This is a genomic window from Vibrio sp. YQ_11, assembly GCF_043103065.1.
Lineage (GTDB): Bacteria > Pseudomonadota > Gammaproteobacteria > Enterobacterales > Vibrionaceae > Vibrio > Vibrio parahaemolyticus.
In genome coordinates this window covers 222,566-238,989 of record NZ_JBICJM010000005.1, presented here as the reverse complement: position 1 = coordinate 238,989, position 16,424 = coordinate 222,566, and the positions used below count along the sequence as shown (strand labels likewise).

The following is a 16,424-nucleotide window of genomic DNA, read 5'->3' as shown; positions in this document are numbered from 1 at the left end:
ATGTCTGTAACAAGCTCTACGAAAATACTAGAACAACAGGACGCGAAGCGTTCATGGAATTTTGCTGGGATTTGGGACCGATTCGGCATGCTGATGGTGTTCGCTGGTCTGTTTTTATTGTGTGCTTTCTTTGTGCCTTACTTTGCGACGTTCATCAATATGAAAGGTCTGGGTTTGGCGATCTCTATGAGTGGCATGGTGGCGTGTGCCATGCTGTTTTGCTTGGCGTGCGGTGATCTGGATTTGTCGGTCGCGTCCATCATTGCTTGCTCAGGTGTGGTTACCGCCGTCGCGATCAACGCAACTAGCAGCGTGGTACTTGGTGTGGGCGCAGGTCTGCTTTCTGGCGTTGCCTTTGGCCTGTTAAACGGTTTTGTCATTGCTAAGTTGCAAATCAACGCACTGATCACCACTTTGGCGACCATGCAGATAGCACGAGGCTTGGGCTACATCATCTCAGATGGTAAAGCGGTGGGCATCACAGAAGAGAGCTTCTTTGCACTGGGTAACTCATCATTTATTGGTATCCCAACGCCTATTTGGTTGACGATCATTACCTTTGGAGTTTTTGCTTTCTTGCTGAATCGCACTGTTTATGGTCGTAACACGCTCGCGATTGGGGGCAACGAAGAAGCGGCTCGCTTAGCGGGTGTGAATGTAGTGAAAACTAAGATGATTATCTTCACCGTGTCTGGTTTTATCTCGGCATTGGCGGGGGTTATTTTGGCGGCGCGTATGACCAGTGGTCAGCCTATGACGTCTGTGGGCTTTGAATTGGTGGTTATCTCTGCCTGTGTCCTTGGTGGTGTGTCGCTAAAAGGTGGTATCGGTAAAGTCTCTTACGTGATTGCTGGCGTGCTGATTTTGGGTACAGTCGAAAATGCAATGAACCTTCTTAACATGTCACCATTCGCGCAATACGTCGTTCGCGGTGCAATATTACTTGCTGCTGTTATTTTTGACCGCTACAAACAAACCAGCCGCGCATAATGCTCTTTCTACTTGGTATCCTTCCAAGTGAACACAGGCCCCAAAACAGCCATGATTGCATGGCTGTTTTGGGTTTAGCTCTCGAATCAAACCCTACAACCCCTTCAAATACTGCGCGTTGGCTGTTGGTTGAATCATGGCATTCAGCGTTTGGACGGTTTGTTCGCTGTGTTCTTCAAGTAGAGCTAAGAACGCGTCAATCAACTCAGGTTTGCTTGCTGAGACTTTCGTTTCGGTCTGGATATCACGCAGGTCGATCAACACATCGGTAAACAACTGCGGCAGATCGTGCAGCACTTGCAGGTTTAAGACGTTGTGCTCGCTGTAGATTGAATTGTGGCTGCCTTTCTGTTTTTGCACCACGTAAGGATTGTCTTTTAAGTTGATGATAGACGTGCGTTTATCACAGCGTTTCAAACAACCTTTATTGACCTTCACCTTACGGCATCCTTCGGTTTGTTGGAACAAACATTGGCGGCTCGTGAGTAGGGTATTTGGATGATAAATGCTGTAGAAGCTGCGCATGTTTTTCGGACGCTTGATATGGCGCATCTGCTTCATATTCAGCTCGTTAGAAACAAACGCGCCACTTGCCGCGAACTCGTCTTGAAGGCATTTAAACGCGTATGAGTTCACCGTGTTCATTTGTGGGCCTGCCACCCAGCCTAAGCCGAGCTCTTTTGCGATCATGCCGACGCCTGAGTTGTTGGTGATCAACAATTCAGGTTGGATGGTTTCCAAAAATACACGAGCGGCTTGGTAGTCTTCGCCAATCAAAATGGCAGGGAACCAAGGTTTGAGCATTGGGTTAGCTTGGAACAATTCAATCATCGCGCTCAGTTCACCAGACAATCCCATTGGCAATTGATAGTAAACATCAATGTCTTGGTATTCGCACAGCATGGCTTCTTGTTCTGACGAGATCAGAACCGATAATTTTGGCGCACCTTGGCGAGTTTCTGGTTGAGGTAACGCTGGCAGAGTTGGCACATCAATCGACCCTTTCAAGCTGCTGCCGGATACTTCTGTCGAAGCGACATCGAACGACTTAGTTTGCTCTGCCACTTTCTCAATGATCGCGGTTTTGTCGTCGTAGAGTTTCTTTTTCACCGCTTGCACATCATCAGCAGACTGGCATTGATAAACCTTCGAAAAATGCTTTACAGCGTGGTCGCGCGGGTTGTCGATGTACATCGCCTTGCCGAAATCACCTTGCAAAAATGCGTTGGAGAAATCGCGGTTGAACACCGTGTATAACTCGGTGGTGTCTTCAGAGAGTTCCAAACCCTCGCACAAGCGATCGATTTGCTGACGCCAATTATCGACCACTGTATAGACGTAGTGCGATTTCTTGATTCGTCCTTCCACTTTTAATGAATACACGCCAGCATCGGCAAGCGCTTTCAAGTCCCCAAAGGCGGAGTTGTCTTTCATATTGAGTGGGTAGTTGTTGCCTGTTTTGGTCGTTTCGTACTGTTCGCGACAAGGTTGGCTGCAGCGTCCACGGTTACCTGATGCACCATTGCGAGCGGAACTTATGTAGCAAATTCCGGAGAATCCGATGCAGTATGAGCCGTGGACAAACACTTCCATCATTACGTTGTGCTCGCGACCAAATTGCGCCAGATGTTTTATTTCATCGATGTTAAGTTCGCGAGATAAGTTTACTCGGCTTGCGGTGAGCTGGTTGAGAAAGAGGATCTGGCCTTCGTTATGCGTGTTCAGTTGCGTTGAAGCGTGCACATCCAAATCGGGAAAGTGATGTTTGAGAATGTAGGCCAGACCGAGATCTTGCACGATCACGCCATCGATTTTGGTGGTGTTCAGTTGGCTGAGTAAGCGAACAATCGCCGGAATTTCACTTTCTAAAATCAGCACATTCAACGTTAGGAAAATCTTACAGCTGTGCTGATGGGCTAACGTTAACACGCCATTTAAGTTATCTAAGGTGAGGTTGGTCGCTCGGTTACGAGCATTGAAGCGGTCGAGCCCACAGTAAATTGCATCGGCGCCAGCGGCAATGGCGGCTTTGATGGAATCTAAATCACCACCGGGTGCTAATAACTCAAATTGATCGCGTGTCACTACTTTTCTCTTTCTTACTAAAATAGGCTGCAAATGTTACGTATTTCACGCTTTTGATGCTCAGCTAGTTAACGCTTTATTAATCTGAATCAATTAATCCGTGTTACACGGTCGACTCTTGAGTGGGTAGAGTGCAATTCGCGATAGCGGAATCTGACTTCTATAGTTTTCCTACACTTGGTTTTTCTATATCTAGTTTTCGACTCAGAGAGAGGAAGGGACGACAAATGAAAAAAGTAATCATCGGGTTGGTCGTGGCGTTGACGTCATTGAGTGCGTTGGCTGGTGAGGGTGTGGTAACCGTTGCGAGCACGCATTCAGCAAAAGATACGGCGGATAAATTTGTCGCTATCGCGCAAGAAAAAGGGTTGAACGTCTTTGCGCGCATTAACCATCAAGAGAACGCCACGAAAGTCGATATGACGTTGCGACCAACCGAAGTTATCGTGTTTGGAAACCCTAAAGTGGGCACACCACTGATGATCTGTGCGCAGCAAGTGGCGCTCGATTTACCCCAAAAAGTGTTGGTGTATGAAGATGCTGAAGGCAAAACGTGGTTAGCTTACAACGATCCTATGTATTTAAAGCAGCGCCATCATATTGAAGGCTGCGACGAGGTATTGAACAAAATCAGCGGCGTGCTGGGCAATTTAACCAACGCGGCGGCGAAGTAGGGCTGGTTGTTGGCTTCGCTTTTTTTACCCCAAAAACGAAAAAGCCAACCTCACAAGGAGGTTGGCAAATCTTACCTAGATTGGGGGAGGTAAGATCAGGAGGTGGCGAGTACGCTGTGCACTTCTGACTTAATTGAGTCAGACTGCGTGCCGAAAATCGCTTGTAAACTGTCGCCAATCACTAACACATCTCGCGCGCCAAGTGCTTTTAGCTTAGCAACATCAACGTTAGCGATGTCTTTCACCGAGACACGTAGACGAGTGATACACGCATCGACTGACTTGATGTTGGCTTTGCCGCCCAATGCTGCTACTACATCCACCGCAATTTCATCAGGCTGTCCGGCAATCTTCACTTCTGCAATGTCGGTTTCACGACCTGGCGTTTTCAGATCCAACTTCACAATTAGGAAGCGGAACAAGCCATAGTACAGCGTCGCCCAGATTGGACCGATGATGATGAACATCCACGCGTTGCTCGACATTGGGTAGTAAAGGAAGAACTGGATCGCGCCGTGCGCAAAATCAGTACTGTGTTTGATTTCCAAAAATGCGGTGATCGCAAACGCAATACCAGTTAGGAAAATATGGATCACGTACAGCACTGGGGCGACGAATAAGAAGGTAAATTCGATTGGCTCTGTGATACCGGTTAACCAAGAGGTCAACGCCGCAGACATCATCAAACCGCCGACGATTTTCTTACGCTCAGGAGACGCGCAGTGGTAAATCGCCAGTGCCGCTGCTGGTAGTGCCCACATGGAGTACATAAAGCCACCAGACAGATAACCTGCGGTTTTATCGCCCGCGAAGAAGCGAGTGAGCTCACCAGTAAACTCTTTGCCGGTTTCTGGGTCTACATAGCTGCCAACTTCAAAGAAGAACGGCGCATTCCAGATGTGGTGCAAACCAACCGGGAGTAAAGAACGTTCGCCTGCGCCGTAAACCGCCCACGCAAGTACAGGGTTTTGGTACGCTGCCCAATGAGAGAATGCATCAAGAAGTTGTCCGACAGGTGGCCATGCAAACGCGAGAATCGCACCAACGACGATCGCCGATAAACCCGTGACAATGGGCACAAATCGCTTACCCGCGAAGAAGCCCAAATACTCCGGCAGTTTGATGTTGTAGAAGCGGTTGTACATGATTGCCGCGACCGCACCGATAAAGATGCCGCCAAACACCCCGGTTTGCAGCGTCTCAACGCCCATGATGGTGGCGTCAGTTTCTAGGCCGCGCAGACCAGTCACGATACCGAGCGATGCGTTCATAATAATTAGGCCAACTAAGCCAGCGAGCGCAGCGGCACCGTCATTGCCTTTTGATAACCCGAGCGCCACACCGACCGCAAACATCAACTGCATGTTGCCGAACACGCCTTCACCGGCGGCGAGCATCACTTTGTTGACCGCGTCTGGAATAAACGCAAAGCCCGCGTTACCAATACCCAGCATCAAGCCGGCCACTGGTAACACCGCCACAGGCAGCATCAACGACCGCCCTATTTTTTGTAGTTGTCCAAATATACTTGCAAACATGGTTTCCTCCTGACGAATGCCAGTGTTGTAGGACCTGATTCCTTCAGGTCATGTTGTTTCACGTAAGGTCAGGATGATCATAGCGAGCAAGGCGGCGCCTAAGGTTACAAAAGGCAATCAGTTTGTAAGTGGCCGCTTACAAATCTCTTACACCGAGAAGTGAAAATTGTAATCGGCTCGATTGTGCATGGGCGTTTAAGAATGCATCATATTGGCCAGCGCCAAACTCAGGGGCAGGCACAGGGACGGACACAGGGAAAGTAGGATGGAAAACAAGCAGATACTGGTCGTCGATGACAACCTCGACCTTCGCGAAGCGTTGTCAGATTACCTTGGCCGCGCAGGGTTTGAAGTGCTTTGCGCGGAAAACGGCGGCGTGATGTGGCAACTGCTCAACGATCACCATCCTGATTTGATCATCCTCGATATTATGATGCCCGGTGAAGACGGCTTTACCCTGTGCCAGAAACTGCGCAAAAACTCCGATATCCCGATCATCATGCTGACCGCCGTCACTGAAGAAGCCGACCGAGTCGCAGGGCTAGAAATGGGCGCTGACGACTACATCACCAAATCATTCAGCCCGCGAGAACTGCTCGCGCGCATCAAAACGATTCTGAGACGCAGCCAAACGACCGCCAATAGCAAACTGACGCGTAAAGTGCGTTTTGACGATTGGTTGTTAGATACCGTAACCCGCCAGTTGACCCACACAGCCAGCCGTGAGGTCAAACAACTCAGTGGTGCTGACTTGTCACTGCTCGGCTTGTTCGTCAACCACGCGCAATCAATATTGTCTCGCGATGACATTGCGCGCGAGATCTGGGGACGCGATGCCGACCCGTTTGAACGCGGCATTGACGTGCAAATAAGCCGCTTGCGTCATCACCTTGAAGATAAAGACCGCTCACTGATCCTCACCGTACGCAACAAAGGCTACATGCTGACCACGGACGTGCATTATGAGAATTAAACGTTGGACGGGGTCACTGGTGGTTCGCACCAGCCTTTTCTTACTGTTGGTGATCATTCTGGCGCAGGTTTTGTCGGGGATTATCTGGTATCAACACGCCAGCGAGCGAGACAAAGAAGGCCTCAGCACCACGGTCAAAAGCCTCGCGCTAAGCGCCTCTTCCACCATCGCCTTCTTTCAAACCCTGCCTTCTGAATATCGCCACTTGGTGCTCAATCAACTACGCAACATGGGCGGCACACGCTTTTTCGTCTCACTCAACAATCACCAGATTGATGTCGACCCGCTACCGGAAAGCGAACGCAAAACCCTAGTCATCAACCAAGTTCGCGAGGTATTGGAAAGCGAGCTGAGCGGCATTCCTAACATCGAGGTAGAGTTCACCCAGCGCGACAAACTCAAGGTATTCAACAACGAGCTACCTATCGACGAATTGCCGCTACTGTGGGCACATTACTCACTATCGTTTGGCGACCTCAATCCACCTATTCTGGTGATGCAGGTCGAAGTGGCACAAAACGAGTGGTTCTATCTCGCAGCAGTCCTGCCCGCGCCTTACATCAACCTAGAAACCAACTATTTTGAGCTGCGCCAATGGCTGACGCTATTATTGTCCGCGCTGCTACTGTTGCTGTGTACTTGGTTTATCGTCCGAAAAGAAATTCAGCCAGTTCGCGAACTAGCGAAAGCCGCGACGCTGATGTCGAGCCGCTTAGACGTACCCGAAGTGTCTGAGCGAGGCAGTAACGAACTGAAAGCAGCGGTACGCGCGTTTAACAAAATGAATAGGCGCATCGACAGCCACATTAAAGACCGCGAGATGCTATTCAGCGCGATTTCGCATGACCTTAAAACTCCGATTGCCTGTTTGAAACTGCGAGCGGAAATGTTGGACAACGACATCGACCGAGAGCGTTTTACTCGACTGAGTAACGACCTAGATTTGATGGTCAAAGGTGCATTGCAATGCATTAAAGAGACCGATATCCACGAGGAAATCGAATCGATCAACTTTACTCAACTGATCCAGCACATCTCCTCCAACATCGCCGATGCGCCGGACACTATTCGTATCCACGGTGAAATCCGCACCCATTTTGCCGGTAAACCATTGGCGATTAAGCGCTGCATTCAGAATCTGCTCGATAACGCACTCAAATATGGCCATCAGGCAGACATTACTCTGAGTGAAAACTCGGAATCGATCCAGATTCAGATTGAAGACCACGGCAATGGCGTTGACGACCTGTTATTAGAAAAGCTCTGCCAACCTTACTTTCGCGCTAGCAACGATAAAGAAGGCAGTGGGTTGGGTTTAACCATTTCACAGAGCATTGCAAAGGCTCACGGCGGCAGTTTGTCGCTTGGCCATTCTCAGTTTGGCGGCCTCTGCGCCACACTGACTTTCCCGAGAGACTGACTATGAACAAACTGGCATTCTTGTTCCCACTACTGCTTGCTCCTTGCATCGCTCACGCTGAGCCGCCACAAGGGGTAGAGTTTTTACATTGGTGGACTTCTGACGGCGAGCGACAAGCACTGCAAACACTTAAAGAGCAGCTAAAACAACACGATATTGAGCTACTGCAAAGCCCGGTGCTCGGCGGCGGTGGCGACAGCTCCATGACGGTACTGCAAGCTCGCGCACTGGCGGGCAATCCTCCCAGCTTCGCGCAAATCGAGGGACCAAGTATTAAGGCGTGGGATGCCATCGGTATTTTGCACAACGTCAACGCGATTGCCGATGGGCAGCGCTGGGACGAGGTGCTCTATCCGCTGTCTATCGAAATCAACAAAACACAAAACGGTTATATTGCCCTGCCGTTGACGCTGCACCGTTTGAACTGGCTGTGGGTCAACCACAAACTGCTTAAACAACTGAACTTATCTGCACCGAAAAACTGGCAAGAGATGTTCGCTGCGATGGAGCTCGCCAAGCAAAATGACATCGTGCCGATCGCGGTCGGTGAGCAACCATGGCAAGTCGCACAACTGTTCGAGAATTTAGTGATTTCCACTGGTGGTGTTGAGTTCTACACCAATGCGATGGTTAAACTTGAGCGAGACAGCATCGACAGCGACACTCTGCGTCAAGCGCTGACGCAATTTCGCCGCCTGAGCTTGTTGATCGACAACCAATTACCCGACAGCAAGTGGGATACGGCGACCCAAGCACTAGCCGACGGCCAAGCGCTGTTTCAAATCGGCGGTGATTGGATTTTGGGTGAGCTGCTCGCCAATCAAGTCTCAGTTCCGCAAGAGGTCGGCTGTTACCCAACGCCTGACAGCGATGGTGTATTCCTCTACAACATGGACAGCTTGGTGTTTATGTCGAGCAAGTCGTTTTCTTCCGAGGCTGCTCAGCAAACCGCAAGCGCGCTGGCAGACGTCGAGTTTCAAGCCAAGTTCAATAAGGTAAAAGGCTCGATTCCGGTACGCACCGATATCGACATCAGCGATTTTAATCCGTGTCAGGTCCAGTCATATCAAGACTTTCACTACGGCGTTAAACACAACCTCGCTGTGCCGAGTATGATTGATTCGATGGCGGTCAATCCGGTTGCTCAGCAAGCGATAAACTCGGAAATCTTCCGTTTTTACCGCAATCCCAAAATGGAACCCGACGAGCTGATAAAACGCATTATTGCTATTTCGCAAAGCGGTTAATGGTAATGAATCTGTGCCGAGTGGAATAAAAAAGCCCCAATGATTGGGGCTTGAGTAAAGCGAAGTATGCCGTTTAGAAATAGTGGAAGATCGGCGGTTCATGCATCAAGAAGTTTTGATGGGAGATGTTCCACGCATAGGCGCCCGCTAAGGTAAACACAACATAATCACCAATATCGACGTGGGCGACGTGTTGGTTGCGTGCCAGCACATCTTTGGGCGTACAAAGCTGGCCGACAAAAGTTGCTTGTGCATGCTGAATTGGATGAGAAATCTCATGGTGTTGCTCGCTTTTCAGGATGACGAATGGATGATCATGGCTCTGCGCTGCTGGCGTGCGGAAATGGTGGGTCCCCCCGCGTGCGATGACAAAGTTTTCGCCAAGATTTTGCTTAATATCCAGCACTTCCATCACGTAATAACCACATGCTGCCGTGATGAAACGTCCGCATTCAAAACGCAGTGTCCAGTCTTGCACTTGCTCTTTGGCGATGAGGAATTCCAACTTGTCGCAAAACTCCATCCACGGAAAGTGTTGCTCAGGGTTTTGGTAGTTAATCCCCATGCCTCCACCCAAGTTGATCATCAGCTCACCGAGTTCAAACTCTTGTTGCCACGCCTTCACGACTTGGAAATAGCGCTGCATTAACGCTAAGTGACGTTCAACATCGAGCTGATGCGACATCAAGTGAAAATGGAAACCTTTCAGTGACACTTGCGGGAAATCGCGCAGCAACATCAAAGCATTACTCAGTTCGGACTCGTCCAAACCAAAAGGAGTCGGCTTGCCGCCCATCGCCAACTTGCTGAGCGTGATGTCGCCAATATCAATGTTCATACGCAAAAAGATCGAAGCAGGGCGGTTGAGGCGCTCGGTTAGTGCTCCAATGCGTTGCAGCTCGGTGAGGCTTTCGACATGAATTGCATCAACATCCAGCTCAATCGCTTGTTGCAATTCACTTGGCATTTTTCCTGGGCCACCGAAGATCAATGGCTTATCGAGTTGTTGCTGGTGGAGGTGTGTCAACTCCCCGCCAGATGCCGCTTCAAAACCATCGACATACGGCGCGAGCGTGTTGAGAATCGGGCCCGACGGATTGGCTTTGGCTGCGTAAAATAGCTCGACATTTTTCGGCAAAACGTGACGCAGTTGTTTGATGTGTTCTTCTAAGGCTTTTAGGTCATACAAGTACGCGCACAAGGGTTGATTTTGCTGCTGTGCGAGCGTGTGAACTTGCTGGCTAACGCGTGTCGGTAGGGAGAGGGAATTAGACATGTTGCGCTCCTTTTTCGTGTTGCTGCCAAGGCGCGGCGACTTGGGTATAGCCCGACTCCTTATCGGCTTTTTGCATCAAACGCGTGGTGAAATTATTTTTGCTTGGGAAGTGACCGCCATTCAGTAACGCTTCTAGTTCCGGCTGTTTTCCATTCACTGATTGCCAACGCACAATGGCACTTTGCACCGCATTCCACAGCGTTTGCTCTAGTGGCTCATCACCTTCTGCGATGAAGAAAATCGCTTCGCTGATGTTGTTGATAAAGGTGCAGTATCCGATGCGATTCCAGCCTTGTTCGCGACTATAGTAAACCGATTGTCGCGCGCGTTCAGACAAGTCAGTTAATGTTTCTGCTGGCCAGAACTCTGGCAGTAATTTAGTGCCTTCCAAATCACGAATCCAAACACAACACGGCATCTCTTGCTCAAAGCCAATCAAGGAGTTTTGCAAATGCGGCTCAAACGCCACCCCGTGTTTGAAGTAGTAGTTAAACACACCCGGAATTAGGCAATGCAAATAGCGTTCAAACCACAATGTCGCGATGTCGGAATAGCGATTTTGCGTTGTACGCGCTTTGTGTTTAAGGCGTTGAGCAATGCAACTGTTGCCGTTTTTGTCGTAAGCAAACAGAGCGCCTGCGAGGGTGGGTTTTAAGATGTCGACTTCGCTCAGCGAGAAATTTTCGCGATACAAAATCCCAAACGATTCGCGCGCTTTGGTGTTGTCGTCCCACTTACGCTCAGCGACACTTTCAAGATTCAATGTGGTGGCGTAAGGCTCTGTCATCACTTTAAATACGGGGTTGTGCAGTTGTTCGTTTTCTCGAATTGGTTTGAGAATCGACGTGAGTTGCACGGCGCTGTCGAGTTCGTACCACGCGTTTTTGCGCACGCAATTAGTTAATCGTACGTTGATGGAGAATTTCGCAAACCAGTCCATGTCTGGGTGGTAGAGGGTACGAACTGAAGAGGTCGGCTGCATCTCTTCACCACCTAAACCTAGTGGCGTGATCTTGCCTTGTTCAATGGCACGCTTCACGCTTGGGTTGCTCAAAATGGTGTAGCTTTCCCAAGGATGGCAAGGGTAGAGTGTCTTCCCATAGCTGGTGGTGTGTTGTGGCGCGAGCTGTTGTAGCATGCGCTGCGCAGGGTTAGCTTCTCCGTCGGAACTCAGCACATCAAGTAACGACGTATCCACTTCAAACCAGTACAGCGGGACTTGCGCGCCGACTTCTGGAGAAAACGCTAAGAGATCATCCATGGTGACGCCCGAACGACTTTTTGGGGTCGGATGGAAAGTATGCCCCCAAATCAGAGATTGTTCTGAAGCGATAAACTCGTTGTGATGCGATTTGGGCGCGACGTTGAGAAACTGCTCGGTAACCAGCACGCTATTTTCCAGTTGTTCGATCAGCTCATGGTTAAATGGGATCGCCAACACCTGCTTGAGATAGTTAAGCAAAAGCGTAAGAGTTTGCGTGGCATCCAATTTCGCCCAACCAGAGCCCGGCATTTTCGCCCAAGGCAGTTCTGCCAATTTGATTTTGCCCAGTTTGCTCGCGTAGTGAATCGGCAAAACCAGCACGCCATTTTGTTGAGAAAGATGAACGGCTACCCGCTGCTTGGCGGAATAGTTGCGTTTTAACGTTTGGGGTAGCGATGTCGATTGGTAGTGCCATTCCACTTGTTGATTCGGTAACGCAAATTCCCGTAAGTAACAATTAAGAACACCCATTATCGTGTTGAGTTGGGCTTTCTCACGATTGAGCTGCACATCATGCGCGCGCAACTCGCTAGTCTGAGAGGATTGAGTTTGTAACATGTTGATTTCCAAATTTTGAGTGGAGAACCAGCGCGATCAAGGTGATTACGCTGACTATCGCAGAAAGTAGGAAAGGAACCTCAAGTAGCCCCAAGCTAGAAATGAAAGAAGCGCAAAATCCCGCCGCCACGCCACCCCATTTGGACATGGCATCAAAGCGAGAAAATACTTTGCCACTGAGTTTGCGATCCAGATTGCTCGCAAGATGCTGATGCAATCCGTGATAGCAACACACCATCGCGATGCCGAAGATAATTCTCGCAGCAATGAGTGCGGTTTCGGACGCAATCAAATGCAAAGCAGAGCTCACGGCCAGCAATGCAAACCCGAGCCACAACGTGCGCAGCGGTTGATGGCGATTCAGCCCATCTGACAACACGTGGATTTTGCCTGCCAGCAACAGATAGACGCCATGCGGCAGTGCGTACAAAAAACCGATCCATGCGTGGTTAGTGATGCCATATTGCTGCACAAACGGCGAGAAATAAGGAAAGGTCACCACCATAGAAAACGCAAACCCGAACTGAGCAAAGAAGATCCAACGAATGGCATGCATTGCGTTTTTCTTTGCAACAGGTTGTTCTTGCTGAGATTCTGAGTTTGGCTTTTCGAGGTTTTGTTCGGCGGGTTTATCCGCTGGCAGTGTTAGCGTGATGCCCATCGCAATTAAAGGCAAAACGCATAACCACAGGTACGCGTTGAGCGGGTTGGTTTCGGACAAGCTCCAGCCGAGCCCAATGGGCGCAACGATCAGCGCCAAGCGAGCAGATAGTTGGGTTTTATTGAGTGACTTGCCGAGTGTTTTGGCTTCTTTAATTTGACTAGATAAGTAGCTGTTCGAGGCGGCCATGGTGCCGCCAAAGGTTCCTTGAACAATAAGACCAAACACAAACATAGCGAGGTTGTCTGCCAAGCCGCACAGCGCAAACCCTGCTGCAAGGCCAAGTTGTGCACGCAAGAGTGAGCGGCGGCGGCCGTAGCGATCGGCAAAGTTGCCCCAAAATCGCGCCGCCAACGCAGTACAAAACGTGGGTAGGATAAACAATACCCCTGCCCAGTCCGCATCAATGCTTGCGCCTAACGTTGGCAATACGACGGGTAGAAATAGCGGCATACCTAACGCTGCAAACGCAGCGATAAAGTGGCACAACAACACACTGTAGATGAGTTTGGTCATAATCGTTTAACGTACGCTTTTTTTGATGGCTTCTATATAGGCGCGTTGCGCTTCTTCGCTAGAAAGCAGCAAGAAGTTCGGAGCCGACAAACCATAGAACTTATTGATGTCGCTCGCGCCAGAGGCTTCTTTCGATAGCAAACTGCCAGAGCTCAACAAGTACTTGGCGTACAAATCAGGTGCTTCTTGCAGTAACTCGCGTGCCAGTTTTGTCTCTAACCCTTCGCCTTCTAATCGGTTGAGTTGTTCTGCAATGCTTTTGGCCACGATGGCGTAAAGCAATGCTGAAGAGGCAATGCCCTTCGCAGCCATGGCTTCTACAATCGCTGCAATATCCAGTTGTAATGTGATGGTGGTAAACATCTGACCGAGCGCCAATTCATTGTCGACTTTGATGCGTTGGTCGAGCAGTTCATCACAATCCACGGGATTTGTTCCTGCGCCGTGTTTTTGGGCAGCATGCTCTGTTGCAAAGTGGAAGCGCTCTGGCCAAATTCGCGCCGCGTCGTTGTCTTTCATCGCGAGCGTCATTTTGCCCTGTTGATCAAATGCAACGATGGCGTTTTGCTGGTTGGACTCCAATGCGATGCCATAACGAAGCCACAAGGTGAGGTGCACTTGGCATAATAGGTCGACGTAATCTTTGAACCACGCCAGCGTATCTTGTTGATAGTACTGCTCCGCCAAATGTTCTAAAAACAAGCGACCGTCAGGCATTGGGCTTGCCAGTGCGGCAACCGGAACTAACGCTTTGTCTTCGCAATGGGTAAGTGGGTACTCACGTACGATGTACGCGAAGGTTTTATCCTCACCGACGTGTCCACCGTGTTTTTCGTTGCAATGGAACAAGCGACTGTTTAAGTCGGCGTCCGTTTGTTCAAGGTGGCTGAGTAGGCGTTCAAACCAGTGGCCGTCATACAGTGTTGAAGGCTTGATTAAGCGAATATTTTTCGTGCCTAGCGAGCGCATGATCAGCGGAACTTTGATGTGAATATGCGGCGCGTCGTTGACTACCACAGTACGAACGGAAAGCGTTGGCGTCACGTCTAGGTACGTAAACGGCGCTTCTATCATGCCTTCGGGTAAGGCTTCTAAAGAGCGAAGAGTGAGCGGATGCGCAGGGAACAGTACGTGGCTCAGTGCAAAATCAGCAGGAAGCCCCACTTGCTCCATCGTCGGCCAGCAATCAGGTTGTTCGCTGGTTAATGTCACCAGTGATTTTTCAATCGCAATCCAATGCAGAGCAAAGCGTTGTGCGAACTCGGGCGCGTACTTAGCAAGGTCTTCATCGCTCAGACCAAACTTCGCCCGCGCAGTTGGATAGTACGGGTGGTCGAGGTAAGAAGCAATCTGGTCGGCAAGCAGTAGCTTTTTATGCCAAGAACCAAGCTCGGATATTGGTTGAGAAATGTGGTCGGCGTGGTGACGAAACGCTTGGTCACACAGTGCTTTGTGTTTCTCTGCGCATTCCAGTTCTTGAAGATATCCCGCTAATAATTCGTGAGAGCTCTCATGCGCCAGTGTCGTTAGTAGCGCAATCCACTCTTGATAATGCTGCTGATGCTCGACTTGGCCATTCCTCTCCACCCACCAACCTAGCGGCGCTTCGCCATTGGCTTGGCCGTAACACCAATGCTGCATGTAATACGTTGGCACAACAGGTAAATAGAGCGTGAAATCCGGATTATCAAAGGTTAGCCAGACTTGCTCGCGTTGAGGAACAATTACCCCTTTTGGTGCGGCGTTACTGAACTTGGCGTTCGATAAAATGCCAAACATGTCTTCGCGCAAGCAAGTATCGATCAATCGTTGGGTGAGATATAAAGCGTTGTGATTCATGCTGCCACCTCGCGAGTCGGAGCTAGATTGAAATTGCTAAGCGCGTTCTGCAGCGCTTGGTCGAGGTTTCGCCCCGATGGCGAGACAATCGAAATTCGGGCGAGATAATCCTTGTTGGAATAACTCTGTTGGAAGAGTTCTCCTGCGGTTTTTAGTACCTGTTGCTGGGTGATGACATCGTCATCGTGTTGGATGAAGGATGTCGAATCTCCATCAATCACACCACTGTGCTCCGCAACCACATAGTGCACGTGTGCTGAGCCATGAATTTGGTAATCGCCATCCAATCTTCGGCCCAAATGCAGACCCAAAATTGTGCTAAACCAACCGAAGTGAGCGAGATTGTTGAGCAAGAATTCGCGACCATCCCCAATGCTGCGGTAGTTAATTTCCACCAGAACTGGGCCGTTTTCCGTGATGATAAATTCGCTGTGGCAAACTCCAAAACCAACGCCGAACGCTTTCAGTTGAGCCAAGCAAGCTTCTCGGTGAGCAATGCCGTTTGGCCCGTTCCAGTCTGCGGCCGTTTCGATAAAGTAAGGCGGCTCAGAGAGCGACACATCAAAACCGCCGACGGCGATAAGGCGCTCACCATCTCCTAAAGTTTCTAGCGTAACCAAAGGCCCTTGAAGGAATTGCTCCACCAGAATGGCGGCGTTTGGGTGTTTTTGCCAAAACGCATCGCAGTAAGCATCGAGCTCGCTTTGGGTGTCACAGCGCTGCACATCTAAACTCGCCACGCCTTCTTTGGGTTTTGCTACGACAGGGAAGGCCATGCCTAATGCCACATTCGAATGGCGGTGCAGCAAACAGCTTTGTGTGTTGGGTAGGGCTTTTTCATTCAATACTTGTCGAGTTAAGTGTTTGTTTTTGGCCTTTAACGTGACAGACCAATCTTTGGCCGGTAGACCAAAAAATTGTGCGCAGATGGCGGTGGAAGTTTGTAAGTGATCACTATTGCTGAAAATAGCGTCAGGTTTTAACTCATTCTCAGTGATGGTTTCGATGATCTCCAAGGGATTGAAGACATCGCACTCTAGAATGGCATCCGGATTAAAGTGACTATCACGACTTGCCAGCTCTAAATGGCTGAGCTTGTGATCGGTGATAAGAACGACGTGGAGGTCCATCGCTTTAGCTGCAGGCACGAAGCCGTGAGTGACTGCATCATTAACGACATGACTTACGATAATTATCTTAGATTTCATGAGCTTTCCTAATTTTCTAACATTTCCTAACGTTGATACTGTCTGCTCACAGTCGGCTTCCAATGTGCCTCTCGCGAGGCTACGGGGCAGAAGGTTTGGTCTTTATTGTTATTGTGTTTGATTTTTTGTTGTTGCTTGTGTTTTTAGGGTAAATAAATATAGAGCATAAAATTAA

Annotated in this window: 12 protein-coding genes; 5 read left to right on the top strand and 7 right to left on the bottom strand. The window is 49.6% G+C overall.

Annotated features, from left to right (window positions below; all coding sequences use genetic code 11):
- A complete protein-coding gene (gene araH / locus ACF8EG_RS01545; protein ID WP_005477508.1) occupies positions 1-990 on the top strand; it encodes an L-arabinose ABC transporter permease AraH in 990 nt (329 codons plus the stop codon).
- Positions 991-1,083: 93 nt separating this feature from the next.
- Here araH and ACF8EG_RS01540 read toward each other — a convergent pair whose 3' ends face one another.
- Positions 1,084-3,075, bottom strand: a complete 1,992-nt coding sequence (locus tag ACF8EG_RS01540; protein ID WP_069505545.1) for a U32 family peptidase — start codon at positions 3,073-3,075, stop codon at positions 1,084-1,086.
- 227 nt (positions 3,076-3,302) lie between these two features.
- Here ACF8EG_RS01540 and ACF8EG_RS01535 point away from each other — a divergent pair, with 227 nt between their 5' ends.
- Positions 3,303-3,749, top strand: a complete 447-nt coding sequence (locus tag ACF8EG_RS01535) for a DUF302 domain-containing protein (RefSeq protein ID WP_025443103.1) — start codon at positions 3,303-3,305, stop codon at positions 3,747-3,749.
- Positions 3,750-3,844: 95 nt separating this feature from the next.
- Here ACF8EG_RS01535 and ptsG read toward each other — a convergent pair whose 3' ends face one another.
- A complete protein-coding gene (gene ptsG / locus ACF8EG_RS01530) occupies positions 3,845-5,287 on the bottom strand; it encodes a glucose-specific PTS transporter subunit IIBC (protein ID WP_017447155.1) in 1,443 nt (480 codons plus the stop codon).
- A gap of 265 nt (positions 5,288-5,552) precedes the next feature.
- Here ptsG and ACF8EG_RS01525 point away from each other — a divergent pair, with 265 nt between their 5' ends.
- The 3 genes from ACF8EG_RS01525 to ACF8EG_RS01515 are packed head-to-tail and all read left to right on the top strand — an operon-like array spanning position 5,553 to position 8,927.
- The gene (locus ACF8EG_RS01525) at positions 5,553-6,260 is read left to right on the top strand and encodes a response regulator (protein ID WP_069505544.1); all 708 of its coding nucleotides are present in this window, start codon (positions 5,553-5,555) and stop codon (positions 6,258-6,260) included.
- Positions 6,250-7,680, top strand: a complete 1,431-nt coding sequence (locus ACF8EG_RS01520; protein ID WP_069505543.1) for an ATP-binding protein — start codon at positions 6,250-6,252, stop codon at positions 7,678-7,680. The genes ACF8EG_RS01525 and ACF8EG_RS01520 overlap by 11 nt, the downstream gene beginning before the upstream one ends.
- A 2-nt stretch (positions 7,681-7,682) precedes the next feature.
- A complete protein-coding gene (locus ACF8EG_RS01515; RefSeq protein WP_069505542.1) occupies positions 7,683-8,927 on the top strand; it encodes an ABC transporter substrate-binding protein in 1,245 nt (414 codons plus the stop codon).
- Between the two features lie 73 nt (positions 8,928-9,000).
- Here ACF8EG_RS01515 and ACF8EG_RS01510 read toward each other — a convergent pair whose 3' ends face one another.
- Genes ACF8EG_RS01510 through ACF8EG_RS01490 form a run of 5 tightly spaced genes read right to left on the bottom strand, consistent with a single transcriptional unit; the run spans position 9,001 to position 16,249 of the window.
- Positions 9,001-10,203, bottom strand: a complete 1,203-nt coding sequence (locus ACF8EG_RS01510) for a type III PLP-dependent enzyme (protein WP_069505541.1) — start codon at positions 10,201-10,203, stop codon at positions 9,001-9,003.
- Positions 10,196-12,025: an IucA/IucC family siderophore biosynthesis protein gene (locus ACF8EG_RS01505; protein ID WP_069505540.1), complete on the bottom strand. Its 1,830-nt coding sequence runs from the start codon at positions 12,023-12,025 to the stop codon at positions 10,196-10,198. Before ACF8EG_RS01505 ends, ACF8EG_RS01510 begins: the two co-directional genes overlap by 8 nt.
- Positions 11,997-13,202 (bottom strand): MFS transporter, encoded by a 1,206-nt coding sequence (locus tag ACF8EG_RS01500; protein ID WP_023584465.1) that lies wholly within the window; start codon positions 13,200-13,202, stop codon positions 11,997-11,999. The genes ACF8EG_RS01505 and ACF8EG_RS01500 overlap by 29 nt, the downstream gene beginning before the upstream one ends.
- 6 nt (positions 13,203-13,208) lie before the next feature.
- On the bottom strand, positions 13,209-15,041 hold the full coding sequence (locus ACF8EG_RS01495) for an IucA/IucC family protein (RefSeq protein WP_069505539.1): 1,833 nt from the start codon (positions 15,039-15,041) through the stop codon (positions 13,209-13,211).
- Positions 15,038-16,249 carry an acetyl-CoA carboxylase biotin carboxylase subunit family protein gene (locus ACF8EG_RS01490; protein WP_069505538.1) on the bottom strand — a complete coding sequence of 404 codons (1,212 nt, stop codon included), beginning with the start codon at positions 16,247-16,249 and terminating at the stop codon, positions 15,038-15,040. The genes ACF8EG_RS01495 and ACF8EG_RS01490 overlap by 4 nt, the downstream gene beginning before the upstream one ends.
- Positions 16,250-16,424: the final 175 nt, after the last annotated feature.